Origin of the sequence: Actinobaculum massiliense (assembly GCF_001457435.1) — a bacterium.
In the GTDB taxonomy this organism is placed as follows: Bacteria; Actinomycetota; Actinomycetes; order Actinomycetales; family Actinomycetaceae; genus Actinobaculum; species Actinobaculum massiliense.
This window is the reverse complement of record NZ_LN881717.1, coordinates 718,505-738,338: the sequence shown is the minus strand read 5'-3', so window position 1 is coordinate 738,338 and position 19,834 is coordinate 718,505. Positions and strand designations below refer to the sequence as shown.

General features: G+C 60.4%; 13 protein-coding genes and 1 tRNA gene. 13 read left to right on the top strand and 1 reads right to left on the bottom strand.

What is annotated here, in order from left to right; genetic code table 11:
- Position 1: 1 nt before the first annotated feature.
- From manA to BN2664_RS05100, 6 genes are all read left to right on the top strand, one after another.
- Positions 2 to 1,294, top strand: a complete 1,293-nt coding sequence (manA, locus tag BN2664_RS05125; RefSeq protein ID WP_007001275.1) for a mannose-6-phosphate isomerase, class I — start codon at positions 2 to 4, stop codon at positions 1,292 to 1,294.
- 353 nt (positions 1,295 to 1,647) lie between these two features.
- Positions 1,648 to 3,132, top strand: coding sequence for an NCS2 family permease (locus BN2664_RS05120; protein ID WP_007001276.1), 1,485 nt, complete (start codon positions 1,648 to 1,650; stop codon positions 3,130 to 3,132).
- A 222-nt stretch (positions 3,133 to 3,354) separates the two neighbouring features.
- Positions 3,355 to 4,761, top strand: coding sequence for an MFS transporter (locus BN2664_RS05115; protein WP_007001277.1), 1,407 nt, complete (start codon positions 3,355 to 3,357; stop codon positions 4,759 to 4,761).
- A gap of 45 nt (positions 4,762 to 4,806) precedes the next feature.
- On the top strand, positions 4,807 to 5,493 hold the full coding sequence (locus tag BN2664_RS05110) for a metal-dependent transcriptional regulator (protein ID WP_007001278.1): 687 nt from the start codon (positions 4,807 to 4,809) through the stop codon (positions 5,491 to 5,493).
- Between the two features lie 350 nt (positions 5,494 to 5,843).
- The gene (locus BN2664_RS09435; protein WP_007001279.1) at positions 5,844 to 6,629 is read left to right on the top strand and encodes a C40 family peptidase; all 786 of its coding nucleotides are present in this window, start codon (positions 5,844 to 5,846) and stop codon (positions 6,627 to 6,629) included.
- A 224-nt stretch (positions 6,630 to 6,853) separates the two neighbouring features.
- Positions 6,854 to 7,582, top strand: coding sequence for a C40 family peptidase (locus BN2664_RS05100; protein ID WP_155856493.1), 729 nt, complete (start codon positions 6,854 to 6,856; stop codon positions 7,580 to 7,582).
- A 173-nt stretch (positions 7,583 to 7,755) separates the two neighbouring features.
- On the opposite strand, the gene BN2664_RS09000 is transcribed toward BN2664_RS05100, so the two are convergent.
- Complete coding sequence (locus tag BN2664_RS09000; RefSeq protein WP_007001281.1) at positions 7,756 to 8,553, bottom strand: GntR family transcriptional regulator; 798 nt, start codon at positions 8,551 to 8,553, stop codon at positions 7,756 to 7,758.
- Positions 8,554 to 8,683: 130 nt separating this feature from the next.
- Here BN2664_RS09000 and BN2664_RS05095 point away from each other — a divergent pair, with 130 nt between their 5' ends.
- From BN2664_RS05095 to BN2664_RS05065, 7 genes are all read left to right on the top strand, one after another.
- Positions 8,684 to 10,399 carry an alpha/beta hydrolase gene (locus BN2664_RS05095; RefSeq protein ID WP_007001282.1) on the top strand — a complete coding sequence of 572 codons (1,716 nt, stop codon included), beginning with the start codon at positions 8,684 to 8,686 and terminating at the stop codon, positions 10,397 to 10,399.
- A 32-nt stretch (positions 10,400 to 10,431) separates the two neighbouring features.
- Entirely contained in the window at positions 10,432 to 11,829 is a 1,398-nt protein-coding gene (locus BN2664_RS05090) for a sugar porter family MFS transporter (RefSeq protein WP_007001283.1), read from the top strand.
- A gap of 138 nt (positions 11,830 to 11,967) precedes the next feature.
- Positions 11,968 to 12,855 (top strand): universal stress protein, encoded by an 888-nt coding sequence (locus BN2664_RS05085; RefSeq protein ID WP_007001284.1) that lies wholly within the window; start codon positions 11,968 to 11,970, stop codon positions 12,853 to 12,855.
- 120 nt (positions 12,856 to 12,975) lie between these two features.
- Positions 12,976 to 13,050: transfer RNA gene (locus tag BN2664_RS05080), tRNA-Arg, on the top strand.
- A gap of 40 nt (positions 13,051 to 13,090) precedes the next feature.
- The gene (locus BN2664_RS05075; RefSeq protein WP_007001285.1) at positions 13,091 to 14,332 is read left to right on the top strand and encodes a glycosyltransferase; all 1,242 of its coding nucleotides are present in this window, start codon (positions 13,091 to 13,093) and stop codon (positions 14,330 to 14,332) included.
- A 13-nt stretch (positions 14,333 to 14,345) separates the two neighbouring features.
- Complete coding sequence (locus BN2664_RS05070) at positions 14,346 to 15,155, top strand: PIG-L deacetylase family protein (RefSeq protein WP_007001286.1); 810 nt, start codon at positions 14,346 to 14,348, stop codon at positions 15,153 to 15,155.
- Between the two features lie 141 nt (positions 15,156 to 15,296).
- A complete protein-coding gene (locus BN2664_RS05065; RefSeq protein ID WP_007001287.1) occupies positions 15,297 to 19,832 on the top strand; it encodes a hypothetical protein in 4,536 nt (1,511 codons plus the stop codon).
- Positions 19,833 to 19,834: the final 2 nt, after the last annotated feature.

Here is a 19,834-nt window from a genome sequence, read left to right as displayed (position 1 = left end):
CGTGCTGCGGCTACAGGGCCGTGCTCGCGGATATGAGTGGGGCGGCAACGGCACAATTCCGGCGCTTTTTGGCTATTCGCCAGCGGAGATGCGGGTGGCGGAGCTGTGGTTTGGTGCCCATCCGGACGATCCCGCCATCGTGGGTGCAACCGCCGATGCGCCGCTTTTCGATCCCGCGCAGTTCTATCCGGGATCTCCGGGCGAAGACCATCGCCTGAAGTCCATGCGGCGCGGGCGGCGGCGTCGTGCAACCCACCTCCCCGCGCCCACCGAGGACTTGCGGGCCTACATTGCTCGCCAACCGCGCCAGGCGCTGGGAGATTCAATTGCCGAGCACGACGGCGAATTGCCCTATCTGCTAAAGGTTATTGCCCCCGAATGCCCGCTTTCGCTGCAGGTACATCCTTCCCGCGAGCAGGCGCGTGAGGGATTCGCCCGCGAGGATGCGGCGGGGATTGCGCGTGACAGTGCGGTCCGCAACTACCGCGACCGAAACCACAAGCCAGAACTTGCCTACGCGCTGGAGCCGTTCGAGGCGATCGCCGGTTTTCGGACCACGCGGCGGATTGAAGGGGTGCTCGGCGGGCTGGACACCAAGCTCACCAATGAGCTTCTGAGTTATATCGAGCAGGGTATTAGCGCGCTTTTCTCGCGGCTGCTGGCAGCCGAAACTCGCCCCACCGGCGAGGAGATTAGCGAAGTGGTGGAGGCGTGCGGAGAGCGGCTAAGCCGCGGCTTGAGCCCCAGCCCGCGTGCGGATCGAATCGTGACGATTCTGGCGCGGCAATATCCGAACGATCCGGGCGTGGTGGCCTCCCTACTGCTCAATCCGGTGAGTTTGCGGCCGGGCGAGGCGGTCTTTATCCCCGCCGGCACCGTCCACGCCTATCTTTCAGGGACGGCGGTGGAGATTATGGCCTCCAGTGACAACGTGTTGCGGGCCGGCCTGACGCACAAGCATGTTGATGTTCCCGAGCTTTTGCGGGTGATGGATACTTCCGCGGCACCGCCCATCCGCATTGCCCCGGAGCGGATGTCGGAGGCGGTCTCCACGTTCTATGCGCCGGTGGATGACTTCGAGCTGTCCACTTTGCATTTGCGCGATGCCACCGCAATCGAGGTTCTGCGCGCTCGCGGCCCGCGCACGGTGGTCTGCCTAGAGGGCGCGGCGGAGCTGATCACCGCCTCCGACCACGAGATGCTGAATACCGGCCAGGCGATGTTCGTTCCCGATAGCGATGGGCAGCTCGCCATTCGCGGATTTGGCGAACTCATCGTTGCGAGCGTGCCCTAGCGGCTATGCGGCGCCGCGCCGGCGCGGCGGCCGCCAGCGCGAGGCGAAGAAAGCGCGGAGGGGAGCAAGGTCACAACCCCTCCCAAATCCGCGAAAACTCGGGGATATTTTGACGACGTCTCAGAATTTGAGATAAAATCGGCAAAAATTCGTCCAATTTGTGAGACTTGATTTGGCATTCGCGTTCGCGCAGAGCACACTGTGTGGGTAAGGAAAATTCCTCGTTCGCTGGATGATCCGCTTTTGAGCGCCCCAGCGAGCGGAGCCCGGAAATCCACGCATCGCTGAGAATCGGGCGGCCGGGCCATGGCATTGCGGTGCCACGCGTGAGATACGCGAAAAGGAGATATAAATTGACCGCTACAACTCAGATTGACAGGAAAAACGTGACAGCTGAGTCTAATTCCCAGGGCATTTTGGGCTATTTCAAGGTTAAGGAGCGCGGCTCCAGTGTTGCGCGCGAACTGCGCGGAGGTCTGGTGACCTTTGTGGCCATGGTTTACATCCTGGTCCTCAACCCGATCATTCTTTCTGGCCCGGATTCAACCGGCGCCTACCTCGGTGGCGGCACCGAACCGAACCTCCCGGCGATCGCCGCGGGCACCGCCCTGGTTGCGGGCATTATGACGATCATTATGGGAAGCGTTGCAAACTTCCCGATGGCGATGGCTGCGGGCCTTGGCCTCAACACCCTCGTGGGTGCCGTGATCGTGCAGATCCCGGGCATGACCTGGGCGGACGGCATGGGCATCATCGTTATTGAGGGCATCGTTATTACCCTCCTGGTACTCACCGGCCTGCGCGAGGCTATCTTCCGCGCGGTCCCGAAGTTCCTGCGTACCGCTATTTCGGTTGGCCTGGGCCTGTTCATCACCCTCGTTGGCCTGACCAACGCCGGCCTGGTGACCGGCAACGTGGGTGGCGGTACCATCCTCAACTTCGGCATTAAGGGCTCGGTCGCTTCCTGGCCGCTCCTGGTCTTCATTATCGGTCTGTGCGTAACCTTCATCTGCATGGCTCGCAAGGTTTCTGGCGCGTTGCTTATCGGCATCGTCACCGCCTCGATCGTTGGCATCATCGTTGAGAACGTGGCGCACCCGGGTCTGCGGGCCATGGACGTTCCGACCGGCTGGGCCGGCGGCGCCCCTGCACTCGAGGGAAGCCCCGTCAACATTCCCGATTTCTCCACCATTGGCCAGTTCTCGGTGGTGGGTCCGTTCCAGAAGATCGGCGTGATCGCCGTCGTCGTCCTCGCCTTCTCGGTGATGCTGGCGGACTTCTTCGACACCATGGGCACCATGGTTGCGGTTGGTCGCGAAGGTAACCTCCTCGACGAAAACGGCAACCCCTACCACACCTCCCGCATCCTCCTCATCGACTCGCTTTCCGCGTTGGCTGGCGGCATGGGCGGCATCTCGTCCAACACCTCCTTCGTTGAATCCACCACCGGTGTTGCCGACGGCGCACGTACCGGCCTGGCCTCGGTGACGACGGGTGTTCTCTTCCTGCTCTCGATCTTCTTCGCCCCGCTCGTAACCCTGGTTCCGTCCGAGGCCGCGGCCCCCGCGCTCGTTGCGGTTGGCCTGCTGATGCTCGAGGGCGTTGTGGATATCGACTGGTCTGATTTCACTCAGACGATCCCGGCTTTCATGACCATCGTCTTCATGCCCTTCGCCTACTCGATCACGGTGGGCATCGGCATTGGCTTCATCTTCTACGTTGTGATTTCCGCCTTCGCCGGCAAGGCACGAGAGGTCAAGCCCTTGATGTGGATCTCCGCGGTCCTCTTCGTGGTCTACTTCCTGCTGGATCCGATCCAGCACCTGCTGGGCCTCTAGCAAGAATCGCGCCGGGCGGGCTGGGCTGAGCTTTCCGCCGCCCGCCTCCGGCACGTTTCTTCAGCTCGAGCAAACCGCAATTGTGTGTCCCACCCCGCCCGGGGTGGGACACACTTATTTCGCCAGGCGGAATGGCGGACTTACCGGCCCGAAGTCGGTGCTAAGGTTGATGCCTAGTTCAACAAGAAATCAAATGCTAAGCGGCGCGGGAGGCTGAGCTTTTTGGGGCGCACATTCGCCAGCCTGAAATACCATAACTATCGAGTGTGGTTCTTTGCCGCACTCATTGCCAACACCGGCACCTGGATGCAACGCATTGCCCAGGACTGGTTGGTAATCCATGACCTCACGGACAACGATGCCTTCGCTGTCGGCGTGGTCACCGCCCTTCAGTTCCTTCCCGTTCTCTTTATCATGCCGGTGGCTGGCGCTCTGGCTGATCGCTTTGACAAGCGCAAAATGGTTTTCCTGACCCAGCTCGGGATGATGGTCCTCGCCTTGGGCTTGGGAGCCCTGGTTCTCACCGGCGCGGCCAATGTGGTCAACGTTTCGATTTTCGCGCTTTTGCTCGGAGTCGTTGCGGCCTTCGACGGTCCGCCCCGCCTGACCTTCATCTCCGAGCTCGTGCCCCCGCGCTCGCTGCCCAACGCCGTCGGGCTCAACTCAATGTGCTTCAATATCGCGCGCCTCATCGGACCGGCGGTAGCAGGCGGACTTATCTCCCTGGTGGGCACCGGCTGGGTTTTCATTATTAATGGCGCGATGTTCCTGGCCACCCTCAGCGCGCTGCTGGTGATGCGGGCCAACGAGTTCCACCCCGCCCCGGTCGCGGAAAAGAAGGAATCCACCCTGCAGGGAATCCGCCACGGGATGGCCTACGTTTCCAAGCGGTCGGACCTCTTGCTCATTTTCTGCGTGGTAGGAATTGCTTCCTGCCTGGCACTGAATAACCAGTTGACGACGGCGGCTATGTCCACCTCCGTCTTCGACCGTGGGGCGGGCGAGTTCGGAATCGTGGGCTCGATCCTCGCCGTCGGCTCTCTCTCCGGTGCAATCCATGGCGCGCGGCGCACGCGCCAGCCGCGGGTGCGCTCGGTGGTGGGTGCAATATTTGGTCTAGGCGTGGCCATGACGGTCAACGCCCTTATGCCCGTCTTCTGGCTTTACACCATCACGCTTATCCCCATTGGGTACTTCATGCTGGTGATGCTCACCGGAGCGAATACCGCCGTGCAGATGTCCACCGCGCCGGAAATGCGCGGGAGGGTGGTGGCCCTGTATCAGACGGTGAACCAGGGCGTTACCCCGCTCGGCGCGCTCCTGGTGGGCTGGATCTCGAATGCGCTTGGTGCTCGCTGGGGCGTGGGGATAGGCGCTATTGGCTGCTTCGTCGCCGTATTGGGCGCTTACGTTTGGGGCCGCCAGAAATGGGACGTTGAGGTGCACTATCGCATCCGCAACCCGTTGCATTTGGAAATCCTCGGCCCGCTCGAGCATGGCCAGGAGCCCGAGCCCGGTGCGAGCTCAGAATCCGCCAGCGCCGAACGTTCTGGAGAAACCGAAAGAAAAAACAGGGATAATAAGGGCGGCGATGCCCGGCAAGAGGGCGGCGGCGCTTCGGCGTCGTGAAAAAACGTGAAATGAGAAGCACAGGACAAGCGAGGGAGGCCGGCCGTGAGCGATGATTTGGTCGATACTCGGGAAATGTACCTCAAGGCGATTTATGAACTTGAGGAGGAGGGCATTGTTCCTTTGCGCGCCCGGCTCGTGGAGCGCCTGGATCAGTCCAAGCCTACCGTGTCGGAAACCGTCGGCCGCTTGGAGCGAGACGGGTTCCTCGTCGTCGACCGCGATCGCGTTTTGCGCCTAACGCCGGAAGGCCGGGCGCTCGCGACCTCGGTGATGCGTAAGCACCGACTCGCCGAACGCCTGCTGCTCGACGTAATTCAGATGCCGTGGGAGCACGTGCACATCGAGGCGTGCCGCTGGGAACACGTGATGAGCGAAGAGCTCGAACAGTACATTTCCAAAATGGTCAGTGGCGTGAAGGATCCATTTGGGAACCCGATCCCGCCCGAGGGCGCCACCGGGCCCGGATCCAGTTGCGCCGAGGTGGCGGGTCTGGTGTCCGTGGAGGAGTTCGTGGCGCGAAATTCCGGAGGCGAAATCCTCGTCGCGCGCATTGGCGAAGTGCTTCAAACCGATCCGGACGTTCTGCTCAATTTGCGTGAAGCGGGCCTGCTTCCCGGGGCGCGGGCGCGCCTCGAGGTGCACGACGCCGTTGTGAAAGCGGTGTCCGATTCCGGAAGCATGGAACTTTCCGAGTGGGTGCAAAAGCATTTGCAGGTGCAGAGGGTTTAGCGCGGGCGCGGGCCGCGGCGCCATCGCAGGCGAAGCGGTGACCACAGGCGCTAGGCGCGGCGCAGGGCGCGCTGTGTGTTGAGCCACAAAAATGAGATACTTTTGTGACTTTTCCGTAGGTGTTTCCGAGGTCATTTTATTTATCTACCTCACCGAGGCCCGATAAAACCCTTGCAAAATAAGGGATTGAAGTTGGTTCGCCGTTGTTCATTAAAAACGTGGCCCATTACGCTGTTACAAAACCGTGACATTTGCGTGACCGATGAGTACTCTAAAGAAGGTATTCATCGCGAGAGGTTAATGCCGTTGCGATGAGGTCAGGTCCAAATGTCCTACCGAGGAGCTTAGGTATGTCAGGTAGCCACGCTTACCGCGAAGAAAAGTCGGGAATCCTCACTTCTCCCGCAGGTCGCGGCGTTGTAGCGGCTCTTGCTTTTGGCACGGTTGCTGGATCGTTCATTCCAGCGGCTTCCGCGGATAGCGCCCCCAAGGCGCACGCGTTGAAGGCCGTCTCTAATCCTCACTCCGTTGCTCCCGCCTCGGTCACCAAGCCGGTTACCGCTCCAGCGGATGCGGAATGGAAGCTCGAGCGAATTTCTCTTGACGAAACTGCTTCGCTCGTTGGTGCCTTCAAGGTCGAGGCGCCGCGGGTTGAGGTTGCTACTCAGCCTGAGCGCGTAGCGAACCAGGAAACAGCCGAGTCTCGCGCCGATGCGCAGGGTGCCACCCGTACGCGCGCTACGGCCACTGAGGATACGGCCGCGGTCGCGTCGCAAGCGGCCCCTGTTTCGGTTGCTCCCTCGGGATCTGGCTCCTCTATTGTTTCCATTGCTTTGCAATATGCGGGCTCTCCCTACCGCTCGGGTGGAACCACCCCTGCCGGTTTTGATTGCTCGGGATTCACGAGCTACGTATACCGCCAGGCTGGAATTTCTCTGCCCCGTAGCTCGTCGGCCCAGCGCAGCGCGGGAACGGTGGTTCCTGCTTCGCAGGCTCAGCCCGGCGACCTCATGTGGTGGCCCGGCCACGTGGGCATTTACATTGGCAACGGCCAGCACATCGCTGCTCGTAACCCGAAGGCCGGTACTGCGGTGGGCCCGAACTACGGCAATCCGACGTTCATTCGGGTCGCCTAAGTTTCCCCAAAGGGGCATGAAGTCCGCGACGACGCGATGCCGTGTGCTTTCTCAACGCCGGTTTGGCGAGTGAGTGACATGAAGCATTGGCGAGTCTCGCGGACTTTTTGGCGTTATGGAGCGGTTTTCTATTTGTTTAGAAAGATATGACAAGCGCAACGTTATAAAACCGTTACAAAGCGTTATCGACTTGTTATTCTGTTGCTAGTCAAGCGGGGCGTGCAGTGGACGACTTCGCGAAAGTTGTAGAACAAATTGAGGAGAAGTCGATGACGGGACGCCACGCGATTGATCGCAAGGCACTTGCCGGCATTGTTACGTCGCCTGCTGGGCGCGGCGTAGCTGCAGCGCTCGCTTTTGGAACTATCTTTGGGGCAGTTATCCCTGCCGCGACCGCTGATTCCGCCGAGGATTCGAAAAACGAGCTTAAAGCGGTAAGCAACCCGCATCAGGAAGATGAAACGGGCGCGACGGTTGCCGTCACTGCGCCGAGCGACGCGGAATGGAACGTCGAGCAGATTACCTTCTCGACAGAGAGGGCTTCGATCGGCGCTGCTTTCTCGGTTGAAAAGCAAAACTCGGCCTCTACGGCTCAAGAGCCCGTAGCCGTTCAGGGATCCAACTCTTCCGTTGCCGCCACCGCGCTTTCGTATGTGGGATCGCGTTACCGCTGGGGTGGAACTACTCCGGCAGGCTGGGATTGCATTGGCTTTGTGCGCTGGGTTTACGCTCAGCACGGTGTGAAGATTGGTAGCACCCCGGCTTCGGTGCTGTCGGTTGGGCGCAAGGTGCCCTACTCGCAGGTTCAGGCGGGGGACATCCTCTACTGGCCGGGCCATGTTGCCATCTCGGTGGGTGGCACCAAGAACGTGGGTGCCTGGAACCCCTCGATGGGAACCGCGGTTGGCCCCAATTCTTGGATCGGAACCCCCACGGTTATCCGAGTCTTCTAGGCCAAAGCAAGATTGCGAAGCTAGAACTAAAAGAAGCTAAGAGTTGAAGCGGGTAGCGCGCGTAATGTGCGGTGCCCGCTTCGTTTTAAGATACCGGGCTGTGGTGGCGAGGAAGGTGAACAGGTTACAAGATCTGCCCAGCGGTTGTCGTTCTGGATGGGGTGGCCTCCCGGTTAGCGAGACTCTGTGTTCAGTTCTAATGAGTAATTCGCGCCGAGAAAGAGAGACTCAATAACGGCAACTGTTCTATTGGTGCTTTTGGTTGATAGAACCTGTTCCACTGCCAGACACGCCTCTGATTCTTTGCATGAGAGGATCTGGGCGTCTCGCCCCCCTGCGGAGGCTGCGGTGATGCTAGTTGTGCACACGAGGGGCTCACCGCGGTGCCCGCCATCCTGATTGGTGGCTGTCTCGGAATTGTTGGTCAAATCCTGTGGAATAACTAGGAGGATCTCAAGCAGATTACCGGACAGATCTTTCCCTAGCAGACCTGGAAAGGATTTCGCGTCTATGACGGCAGTTTCGACGCCGATAGGTGTTGGGGCCGAGTTGGGCGAGGAATCGTAATGATGTATCCGCTTGATCCGTATGACGAATGCCCCGTTTGCTATATCAAGGAGTTCACACTCTTCGGGGCTGGCGGTGGTGATTTCGGCAGAGAGTAATTGTGGATGGGTTTCTGGTGTTTGGATCTGTGCCGCGCATGGGAGAGTGCTTGGCACCGGCCGTGCACTTCCCTCTTTTCGCGAAGGAGAAGTGTTGGCATGTGTATTGAGAACGTAAGTACCTGATCCTGGTTTGCCAACCGTGCGCCCCTCTTGGGCAAGAAGCATTAGGGCGCGGCGCACTGTCATTGGTGACACCTGGAAGGAGGAGGCAAGATCAACTTCGCTTTCCAGCCTATCGCCAGGATTCATTTCGGAAATGCGTCTTACCAAAGCTTCGTACACTTCGGCATATTTCGCTTTCATGTCGACCTCCGCCAAATCTTCTGTATTCGTTAATTTATCGGTCGCGTTCTTGACAATTCTAGATGTTCACCCTAGTGTGTGTTCAAACACCCTAGGGTGTTTATCTTAGCTGAAACTGCAAAGGTGCAAAATGAACCAGCATGAAATTTCGCTATCGGTCAGCGGGAGGGACGTAGACGGTACTTTAGTCGCGTTTCACGGTGTAACTGACAACGCCGCTTCGCTATCGGATGTCGCATTGCATTGGAAAGATCGATGGAAAGTACTACTCGTTGACACGCTTGGCCACGGCCTCTCTAGGCCATTTACGCACGCCGAGCTCGAGGATCCTTTCTCCGCATGCGTGTGCACCATGAGCAAGGTTGTTATAGAGGCCGCGCGAGATTCGTTGTCAGGCAAGGTCGTGCTTATGGGGCATTCTCTTGGTGGTGCGGTTGCGGCCCATATTGCCGATCGATACCCGGAGTGTGTTAGCTGTGTCGTCCTCGAAGATCCAGCGCTTTTGACCCCGGAGCAGCAAGACCTTTATCGAAACGAAGCGGCGGCGTTGGTCGCTAGGCAAGAGCTCGTGACGGAGCATGTGGGTGAGGCAATTGTTGAGCTTATGCGCGTGTATAGAAACTGGCCTCCCAGTGAGTATGGACCTTGGGCGCAAGGGAAAACGCAGGTAGATCGCGATTTCGTGGCGACGGGCGTAGTTGGTGCGTTGGGACGCGATGTTTTATGTCGCTTGAGAATGCCAACGCTTCTTTTGACCGGCGATAAGGACGATGTGCTTTTCGGTGGGAGCGGGATTGACGAGATAGCGAAGTATGCCAATCGGAATCTGAGCTCCGCACTTATCTCAAACGCGACGCACACCGTGAGGAGAGACCAGCCCGAGACTTTCTATTCGCTCGTGGACGCGTTCCTGAAGGAGCATCATAGGGCGAATAATCCTATTCATCCCTTTATAGCGAGTGAGCTGAAACCCGTCCTTGAGGGAACACCCGCGCAAATAACTGCAACACAAGAGGATGTTCTCGCCATGCGTGCAGAAGGCGAGCGGTTGCTGAGCGGAGAGGATGTTGGTCGAGGAAGCCATGTTGAAAATGTCGCTTTGCCTTCGGGGAGATGCGTTGTGCGGGTAATTCGCCGCGAGACTTCACAACGGGGTGAATGTTCTTGGGAGGGCTCAGCGAAGAAGTCGGTGGTCATCTCCATTCATGGTGGAGGTTACGTTGCTGGGAAAGCTATTTACGATGACTGCCGCAACTCTGAGCTTATGGAGTTGTTTGGCGCGACCGCAGTAGTTTCCCCTGAATATCATCTGGCTCCAGAGGACCCGTGGCCTTCAGGACGAGATGATTGCTTGGATACTGTGCGCTGGGTGAAGGAAGTGTTCCCCGGCCATGATGTTTTTCTTTATGGAGATTCTGCGGGTGCAGGGCTCGCAGTTGAGACAGTCGAGGGATCAGACGGCCTGGCTGGGCTAGTCCTCCTAGAGCCGTGTCTAGAGCCGCAGATGGCTACCCGTTCATTCGACTTATTTGCCGATGGCCCAGTGTGGACGCGAGCGGCTTCGACGGGTGCCTGGAAACACTATCTTCGAGAATCGCCCGACAAACTGGCTGTGCTCGGGCGTGAAGAATTAGCGAACTTTCCTCCCACACTTATCTTCGTTAATCCTGTGGACCCCCTCCGAGATGAGGGGATTGGCCTCGCGACTCGGCTTGTCGAAGCAGGTGTTCCTACGAGCCTGCACATGTTCCCGGGAACGTTCCACGGTGCGCTTTCTGTGCCGGGGACCAATACCTGGGATCAAGTCCAGAGTGTAATAGCAGGTTTTCTATCAACTTCTTTTTAATTACGGTGATCTAAGGATTGTAAGGGCCTCTCATGAGTGGAAAAAGCAAACTGACACAAGTTGCCGGGGCAGCCGCGCTCGGTGGATTTCTTTTCGGCTTTGACGTTGCCGTCATAAATGGAGCAATTGGTTCCGTTGCTGGGGCGACGACGGGATTCGACCTCAATGCCTGGACAACGGGTTTCGTAGTGTCGGTCGTCAGTCTAGGGGCGGCAATTGGTGCCGCTCTAGCGGGCGGCGCCTCGAACAGGTTTGGTCGCGTAAAAGTAATGTTAGGGGCCGCGTGCTTGTTTGCGATTTCCGCACTGATGAGCGGGCTTTCTTTTTCGGCCGAAGCCTTGATTTTCTGGAGGCTCGTTGGAGGGTTCGGTGTCGGGGCGTCGGCGGTCATCGCGCCTGCGTATATTGCCGAGATTGCGCCGGCCGATAAGCGAGGCCGCCTGGGTACACTCCAGCAACTTGCCATAGCAATTGGAATTTTTGGCGCGTTCATAACCAATTACATTCTCGTCAAAGTCACGGGATCAGCTGACGCTGTTGCGTGGTTCGGTCTGTACACGTGGAGATGGATGTTTATGAGTGAGCTTTTGCCGGCACTTCTCTACGGGATTTTCGTTGTGTTTCTCCCCGAGTCGCCTCGTTATCTCGTTTCAATAGGTAGATTTGAGGATGCCAAGCGTGTCATTGCGATGGTTGGAACCGATGACGATCCGGCGGGACGGGTTGTTGCTATCAAGGAATCGCTCACTGGTGAGCGGCCGCGTTTTGCCGATCTGCTTGATAAGAAATACGGTCTGCGTCCAGTTATGTGGGTCGCTCTTGGCTTTGCTTTCCTTATTCAGATGGCCGGTATCAATAACGTCTTACTTTACGCGACGGACCTGTGGTCTACAGTTGGTTTCCAAGGAAATCTTTCGGTCTTTATCCCTGTACTGACCTCCGTTATTGGAATTGTCATGACGATTGTGGGAATGCTGGTAATTGACAAGGTTGGGCGTCGACCTTTGCTCTTCTGGGGAGCAATAGGGATGTTTGTGACGATGGTTGTTTCTGCTATTACGTTCATGCAGGGGACGGTTTCCGCCGAGGGTAGTCTGAACCTCACTGGTGCCTGGGCTGTTATTTGCTTGATCAGCGTGCATCTCGTCTACATCATTTTCTGCGGAACTTGGGGTGTTGTTTTGTGGGTGTTCCTTGGGGAGATTTTCCCCAACCAGATCCGCACGGCAGGCATCGCCGTGGCAACCGCCGCCAACTGGATTGGTGGAACATTAGTAACGCTTCTGTTCCCCGTTCTCAAACAGAGCATTGGTCTTTCGGGAACATACTTCTCTTACGCTGCGGTCATGGCGATCCTGATCTGGCTGGTTGTCCGCCATATTCCGGAAACGAAGGGGATCGAGCTAGAGGACATGAAATATAACCTATAAGGAGATAAGAAGTAAATCCTACGACGAGGTGCCACCGCCGAGTTTTTCCCGATGCTCGGTGGTGGCATCTTTTCAGCTCCAAGCCCGCAACCGAAAACCGCGAAAGCATAAAAGGACGCGGAGTGAGACAATGGGGATATGTACGTGCATGAAAATCTCGTGGTCGTTGGTGTTGATGGCTCGGAATCGTCCCTCGCGGCGTTGCGGTGGGCGAGCGAAGTAGCCCGCAATCGCGGAGCTGATGTGCGGGTTGTGACTTGCTTTGCCAGCGGACCGGACCCCGAAGCGGCCCGCGCGGGCGCGGAGTCGGTGGCGCGCGAAGCTCTCTCTAAGGTGGACACGGAAGGCCTCAACGTCAGCATCGCTACGCGCTCAGGCGCGGCCGGGGAGGCACTAGTCGAGGAATCGAAAGTTGCCGCGCGCGTCGTCGTCGGGTACTCCGGTGTGTACAGCGAGGGCGCAGGGCAGCCCGGCCCGGTAACTCAGCACGTGACAGAGAAAGCGTATTGCGCCGTTGTCGTGGTGCCGCAGGAGGAGTCGAAGCGGCTCCCGATCCGCCATATCGCGGTGGGCGTCGACGGTGGAAAGGCCTCGCATTATGCGATTGAGCTGGCAGTCCGCATGGCTGGCCGGTGGGGAGCGCGGGTCTCGGTGATCAACGCGGTGCAGGTGGACGCGCAAACCGGAATGCTCGCCGGCGCGGAACTCACGCGGGAAATCCTCGAGGATACGCGCCTGGGGCTTGAAGAAACCGTGCATGAAGTGGTGACCGGTCGCGAACAAGTTGACATTCAGTGCTACGCGGTGGAAGGCTCGGCGGCGAATTTGCTCGGTCAGTTCTCCACCGCCGTCGACCTCGTGGTGGTCGGAACCCACGGCCGCGGTGGCGTGGCGAAGTTCGTTTTTGGGTCGACGGCGCAGGGGGTTTTGCGCAGTGCGCAGTCGCCGGTGATGGTGGTTCCCGAACGTGCCTCGGCAAACGTTCATGCCGCGAATACCAATGTGCCATGGGAGGCCGGGTACTAGCCGCGGGCCCCGCGGCGCGGGCTGTAATCCGCATGACTCTGCCCACTGGCACGGGCGTTAAATGCCACACTTGCGCGAAGGCGCAAAAACGCTGACGCAGACTAGTAGACTGAGCGGGTTGCCCTCGTAGCTCAGGGGAAGAGCGACCGCCTCCTAAGCGGTAGGTCGAAGGTTCGAATCCTTTCGGGGGCACCAGCCTGGCGAGGTAGCAAGCCAACTGACCGGAAGGGGGATTATGTCCAGCACCGGTCAACTGCGGCCCTTACGGATTGTTATGCCCGTGGTGCACACCTCTCCGCTTGCGACTCCCGGATCGGCGGACGCGGGTGGTCTAAATGTGGTGGTAACTAACGTGGCCTACGCGCTGGCCGAGCGCGGGCATCAGGTCGACCTCATTACCCGTAAAAGCGAGCCGGATGTGCCCTACCGGCAAGAGGTGAGGGCGGGCGTTAACACGTTTTATTTGCCCGTGGGCCCGGACCACCCGATAGCCAAATCCGCTTCCGAGGCTTTGATTGATCCTTTCACCACTCAATTGCGGCGCTGGTGGGATGGCTACGGGGAAGGCGTGGACATTATCCACGCTCACCACTGGTTTGCCGGGGTGGCCGCGCTACCCGTTGCGCGCGAAAAAAATGTGCCTCTGGCGATGTCATTTCATTCAGTCGCCGCCCCTGAAGGGTCTAACCTGGCGGCCGGGGAGCCGCCCGAATCGAGCGGACGCAGCGCCGGCGAAGCCGAAGTGACTCGCGAGGCTGATCTCATTCTTGCCGTGTCGGACGCGGAAAAACAGATGATTGCCGAGCGTTATGGACTGCCCGAAAAGCCAATACGCACGGTTCACCCCGGCGTGGACACCGAACTTTTTGTGCCAGTCCCGAACAGTGCGGACCAGCCGGAAGCTATTCGCCAGATTACCGGCGGGCGCCCGTATATCTTCTTCGCCGCTCGCCTCCAACCTCTGAAGGCGCCCGATTTAGCCATCGAAGCCCTCGCCCGTATCCCCGCGGCTCAGCGCCCGCTTCTGATTGTCGCCGGTGAGGCCTCTAGCGATTTCGCGGGCTACGAGCAGAGCCTGCGTAATCTCGCGGTCGAGGAAGGTGTGGAAGATGATGTGCGCTTTATCGGCCCGCTTTCCCGGCATGATCTAGCCGTCGCCCTGGCGCACGCCATTTTGCTGATCAATCCCTCTTACTCCGAGACATTTGGAATCATCAACCTGGAAGCATCCGGGGCTGGTACGCCGGTAATTGCGTGGCGCAGTTCGGGGATTCCTGAATCTGTCCTGCACGGTAAAACCGGCCTGCTATGCGAGAGCCGCGATCCCCAAGAGTGGGCGGAGGCAATCCGTTCCATCGCCGAGAATTCGGCTCTGCGCGCCGAGCTGAGCGAGGGCGGGCGCCGCTTCGCGAAGGCCAATAGTTGGGATAACGTGGCTCGCGGCTACTTGGCCGCCTACCGGGAAGTACTGCCTTAAAGGAGGCGCGGCCGTGAATAACAGCGAAAATCCGAGCACGCGGTTCGGTCCAGAAAACGCGTTCGGCGAGCAGCTATTTGCGCGGGTGCTTTTCCTCCACGCGCATCCCGACGACGAAGCCGTTCAGGCCGGCGCCCTCACCGCCTATCTGGCCGCCCGCCACGAGGTCTACGTGCTCACCTGCACCCGCGGCGAACGGGGCGAAATTGTTCCCGGAAGCCTACCCGAGGGCGCAAGCCGCGAGGAATTCGTGGCCCGCCGAGTAGCTGAGACGATCGCTGGCCGCCGGGTTTTGGGCGTTCGTGATGGCGCGTTTCTGGGCGAGGCGCCCGCGCTCGCGGCGGGGGAGAAGCCGCGTAGCTACTCTGATTCGGGGATGGTGTGGGTGCGCGAAGGCCTGGCGGGCCCGGATCCCCAGGCGCCGGCAAACGCCTTCTCCCGGGTTCCGTTAGAGTGCGGGATTCTCGACGACGCTGCTGCCGCCGCGGACTATTTCCGGCCGAGCGCGATTATTGGCTACGATGCGGAAGGTTCTTACGGGCATCCGGATCATGTGCGTGCCCACGAGCTGGCCCACGCGTTGGCCGAGCGGGAAAATATCCCGCTCCTGGAGCTGGCTTCCGGGGAAGGCCGTGGAGGTTTTGAATATTTCGATATGAGCGATTTCGTGGCCGCGGCTGCCAGAGCCCTGGAGTGTTACCGCACCCAATTGAGCGTCTTGCCTCCGCAAAACGAGAGCGATCAGCCGAAGATTTTGCATGTGGGTGGCCAGATCCAAGAGATCGACGAGCTTGCCGGTTTGCGTCTGGTGCCGCGAGGCTAGCGCACCCAAGCGGAGGGCCGCCGCGCGAGGCGAGCGGCGGGGGCGGGGTACGCGCCACGTGAGGCGAGCGGCAGTCGCTCCGCCGAAAATATCTTCGGCGCGGATCGGGAAATTTTGAGCTAGCCCGGCTACCGTGAAGACGTGAGTTTCTTCAAACGTAATCGTAATAACCAGGATGCCTCCTCGCAGGATTCGGAGCAGAGCGCGCAGCCAGAAGAGCAGGCCGCACAGCCGGCTTCTGCCTCCCAGCCTGGCGAGCTCCCGGCAGGGCAGACGGCCGCGGATTCGGCGGAAAGCCCGGATCCCACGCCCGCCTCCGAGCAGTCGGACGCCGATCAGGCTCAGCTCGGCGAAAATGCGGGGCGGGAAGCCGGCGATGAGCAGGCTGACTCGGCACAAGAAAGCGATGCGCGCGAAGATGCGGAGAAGAGCGCGAGTGCTAATGCGATTCCGCCCGCCTCGCGCGAGGAGCTCCTTGCGCGCGCCGTCGACGAGTGGAAGCAGGAGCTCGCTGCGCGGCTGGGAACGGGAAGCACCGCGAACCCGACGGTGGATTTAACCCATCCGCATCCCACCGGTGCGGCGCAACTGGCCGCCGGCTCACCCACGCTTATCACCTCGCTCATTCGTGAGGATAAAGCGCAGAAAGATGCTCTTGCCCATCTGGCCCAATTGCGCGAAAAGATTGCGGCTATGCGGGCACGTCACGGCTATGCCATGGTCGATATGGCAATCGGAGAACTCACCTGGACCGAACTACCGCCGCGTGACCCGGATGATCAATTGGAGAACTCTTACGAGGAGACCGGCGAGCTCAAGCTGGATCCAGAGGGCATTCGCTCCCGCTCGATCGCCGCGGAAGAGGGGCTTGGCTTAGCCGAAATGGCCGATGAGCTGGAGGCCAACGGCGGCGAGGAAGTAGAAACGGGCCAGAAGGAGTCGGAGGCGGCCGGCGGCGTCGAAAACCGTGATAATTCGCCAGAATCCAGCCAGCCAAAGCGCCGGCAGACACCCGCGATCAGGGAGGTTCGCGAGGTGACCGAGCCGATTATTTACCGCACCGTCACCCTGGAAGATGCCGGCGAGGACGCGAGGATTGTTCCCACCGCGAGCCTGCGCGTGAATCCGGAGGTGCTGAGGGCTCTGCGCGATCACGGAACCCCGAGCCGCGAACTCGGGAAACTCGCCCAGCTCACGGCGGCGCCCAGTGCCACAACCGAGGACGAAGTGATCAACCAGGTTCGCCAGCTCGGGCATATCTATCTGCCCGGTGCGAGCTATCGACCCGGCCGCAAATTGGGCAGTTTCGCCGATCCTGAGAAGGAAATTTTGGCGGATCTGGAGAACGCCAAACCCTATATTCGCCGCTCGGGGGTGCTCGCGGCGATCGCCGGCCACGAAGAAACTCGCCGGCTCACTTCCGCGCCGCTGGTTCCGGCGGACCCGGAAGATCGTAGCCCGGAAGGCGAGCGCGGAGTTGGGGATCAAGACGTTGCCGAACTGGCAGCAGTGGAGTCGGTGGCAACCGGCCGCGACGTCGTCGTCGATACGCCCCCGGGTTCCAACGGGGTGGGCGTGAAGGTTTCAGTGGCCGCCGACGCCGCCGCCTCGGGAAGAAGCGTTTTGTACGTTCCCGGGCGCGCCAGCGACGCGCGCGCCTTCGTCGAGGAAATGAATCGCTTGGGCGTGGGCGAACTGGTGGTCGACTTCAGCCAGGTGGAGGAGGTTCCGCTTCGCCTTCGCACCGGTCTGCGCCAGCGCCTCCCGGAGGTTAATGAGGAAGCGACCCTGCAGGTGCGGTCCTCGCTGAAGAAAACGCGGCGTGAGCTGCGGAATTACGTGGCCGCGCTACACGAGGAAGACCCCGCCTGGGAGATCTCGGCGCACGGGGTATTGCAGGAGCTCACGCAACTGACGGGCGGGAAGAATCCGCCGGCCACGCGAGTGCGCTTGGCGGCAGACGTTGCCGCGGATGTGCGCGATGATTGGGACGGCGTGCTCGCCCAGCTCAATGAGGCCGCGCAGGCCGGGGCTTTTGTGGGAACCGCGGGTTCGGCGTGGGCGAAGTCCACGGTCGAGACCGAGGAGGAGGCGAGCCGGGCTTACTCGGTGGCGCAACGGATGGCGAGTGAGACCGTTCCGCTCGCCATGGAGCAGTCACAGCGGGTCGCCGCGGAAACCGGACTCGATCGGCCCGCTACGGTGGCCGCCTGGATTGAGCAGACGAAGATGCTCGACGGCGTCTCTGCCACGCTTGATGTGTTCAAGCCAGAGATTTACGCCCGCTCAGTGGAGGATATGGTCATTGCCACCGCGAGCGATGAATGGCGTGCTCAGCACGGCGAGGTGATGAAGCGCGGGCAGCGCCGAGCGCTGAAGAAACAAGCGAAGGATTACGTGCGGCCCGGAGTTTCGGTGCACGATATGCATCATGCGCTGGCGGAAGTGAAGAACCAGCGCGAGGTGTGGAGGCGCTACTCCTCGGATTCCTCGTGGCCAACCTTGCCCGAGGGGATGCCGATGATTCGCGCCACCGCCCGCGAGGTGGAAAAAGAAGTCGAGGAGCTGGCAAGTTTCCTTCCGCGAAGCGAGGCGCTGGAGGAGATGCCCATTGAGGATCTGCTCGCGCTCACCCGGGCCTTGGCCGCTGAACGCTCCGCGATTGAAAACCAGCCGCGGCGCAACCGAGTCCTCGGAGGCCTGCGTGAACGCGGTTTAGGGGAGCTGGTGGAGGACCTCGCGCAACGCGAGGTTGAAGCGGAAAATATTGCATCCGAGCTGAAACTCGCCCTCACGAACTCCGTTTTCGAGCAGGTGATTGCGCGCAATACCGTCTTGGCTGAGCTGGGCCCGGCAGAGCTTCGGCAACTGCTGGAAAGCCTGCGTAAGCTGGATAAAGAACATACCGAAACTCTTGATACTCCGGTGATGCGCGCGGCGGTATCTAATATGCGATCGATTGCGCGCAAGTATCGGGAGGAGACCCTCGTCGTCGATGCGCGCTTGGCGGCCGCGGGCGTGACGGCTATTGCCCCGCTGACTCGCGAGCACGCAACACTCATGCAGGCGGCCCGCCCGGTTTGGGTGGTTTCGGCTGCCGCGGTGGCGCATTTCCTGCCCGCCGCCCCCTGGGCTGATCTGGTAATCCTGGACGGTCTGGGTGCGGCATCACTCTCCGGTGCAATCGGACCCATGATTCGCGGTAGCCAGGTGGCTATTTTTGGTGACGTGCGCGGGGCCGCTCAGGGCGGAGCCTTGGCACAGTTGGCGTCGGTACTGCCGAGCATTGAGCTTCCGGCCTTCCGTTCACAGCACGATGAGCTCGCTATCGACGTGCTCACTGAGCTGGGCTACGGCGATACGATTACCGCCGCGCCGAGCGTGCGCCGGGCGGGCCCGGAGCGGCTCACCCTGGTGGATGGGCAGGGCGTTCCTTCGCCGTCGACCGGGATGATTGAAGCGACGGCCGCGGAAGTGGAGGCGGTGGTGGACGCCGTCCTGGATCACGCGCTTTCTAACCCGGGCGAGTCGCTCGCTGTGGTTTCAATTTCTGAGACTCACGCCCAGCATGTGCGGCAAGAAATTGATCGAGCGGTGGCGGAGAACCCGGCTCTAGCAGGGTGTCTGCGGGAATTTGGGCCCGAACCATTCACGGTGGTCAACATTGTTGACGCGGTGGGTCTACGGCGCGATTCGATTATCCTCACGGTTGGGTTTGGAAAAACCGTGCATGGACGAGTGCTTCATTCCTTCGGGCCGTTGCTGACCCCCGAGGGCGTGGCGGGCCTGGTGGCGGCGATTGAAGCGCCGCGGCGGGAGATGCAAATTATCTCCGCGATTGGTCCGGGTGAGATTGACGTTGATGATTTGACGGGTGCCGGGCCGCGCCTCCTTTCGCAGTTGCTGAGTAGGGCGAGCGGGCACAATACGGCGCGTGGTCCGCAGCCGCATGAGGACGATGCCACGCCGTTGGAAGCTGATATGGCGAATCGCTTGCGCGCGCAGGACCTGGCCGTTGCGGTGCACTACGGACTCGAAGATGGCGTGCGCATCCCCCTGGCCATCGGCGAGGAAGAAGGAAGTTGGAAGATCGCGGTGTTGTTGGACGACGCCGCCTACGTGGCCGAGCAGTCGCTTCGCCGCCGCGATCGCTACTGGCCGGAGATCCTGGAGGAATTGGGTTGGCGGGTTTACCAAACCTATAGCGCGGCGCTGTTCATGGATCCCGCGGGCGAAGTGGAGCGAATCTGCGATTTGCTTGCCGATCGGGAGCCGGCGGAGGAAGAAGCGGCGCTGGCGGAAGCTGAGATTTCGGCAGAAGTTCCCGAGGTGGATGCCTCAACGTGGGAGGCCTTCGGAACCGGTGATGATGCTCAGGCTGAACGTCAGTTGGCTAAGGCAGAGGCGGAAAGCGCTGCGAAACAGCGCGAGGCGCGGCTCAATCGCGATGAGCGGCCGGATGTGACGCCCGGTCTGCCCCTGGCCGCCTACTCAGATGACCAGCTGGACGCGGTGGTGACGTGGATAGCTTCCGATGGTCTGCCGCGTACCGAGCTTGATTTCATGAAGGCGCTACGCAACGAGCTGGATATTAAGCGCCGCGGCGCGCAAATCGATGCGGTGCTCCGCAATGTGGTGCGCCGCTCTGGCCTGCTCCGCCCGGACGGAGAGCGGTAACG

Excerpts from the sequence above, each read along its gene's own strand:
- BN2664_RS09435 (WP_007001279.1), top strand. The coding sequence starts at position 5,844 with ATGTCAGGTAGCCACGCTTACCGCGAAGAAAAGTCGGGAATCCTCACT.
- BN2664_RS05085 (WP_007001284.1), top strand. The coding sequence starts at position 11,968 with ATGTACGTGCATGAAAATCTCGTGGTCGTTGGTGTTGATGGCTCGGAA.
- BN2664_RS05075 (WP_007001285.1), top strand. The coding sequence starts at position 13,091 with ATGTCCAGCACCGGTCAACTGCGGCCCTTACGGATTGTTATGCCCGTG.
- BN2664_RS05090 (WP_007001283.1), top strand. The coding sequence starts at position 10,432 with ATGAGTGGAAAAAGCAAACTGACACAAGTTGCCGGGGCAGCCGCGCTC.
- BN2664_RS09000 (WP_007001281.1), bottom strand. The coding sequence starts at position 8,553 with ATGAAAGCGAAATATGCCGAAGTGTACGAAGCTTTGGTAAGACGCATT.
- BN2664_RS05095 (WP_007001282.1), top strand. The coding sequence starts at position 8,684 with ATGAACCAGCATGAAATTTCGCTATCGGTCAGCGGGAGGGACGTAGAC.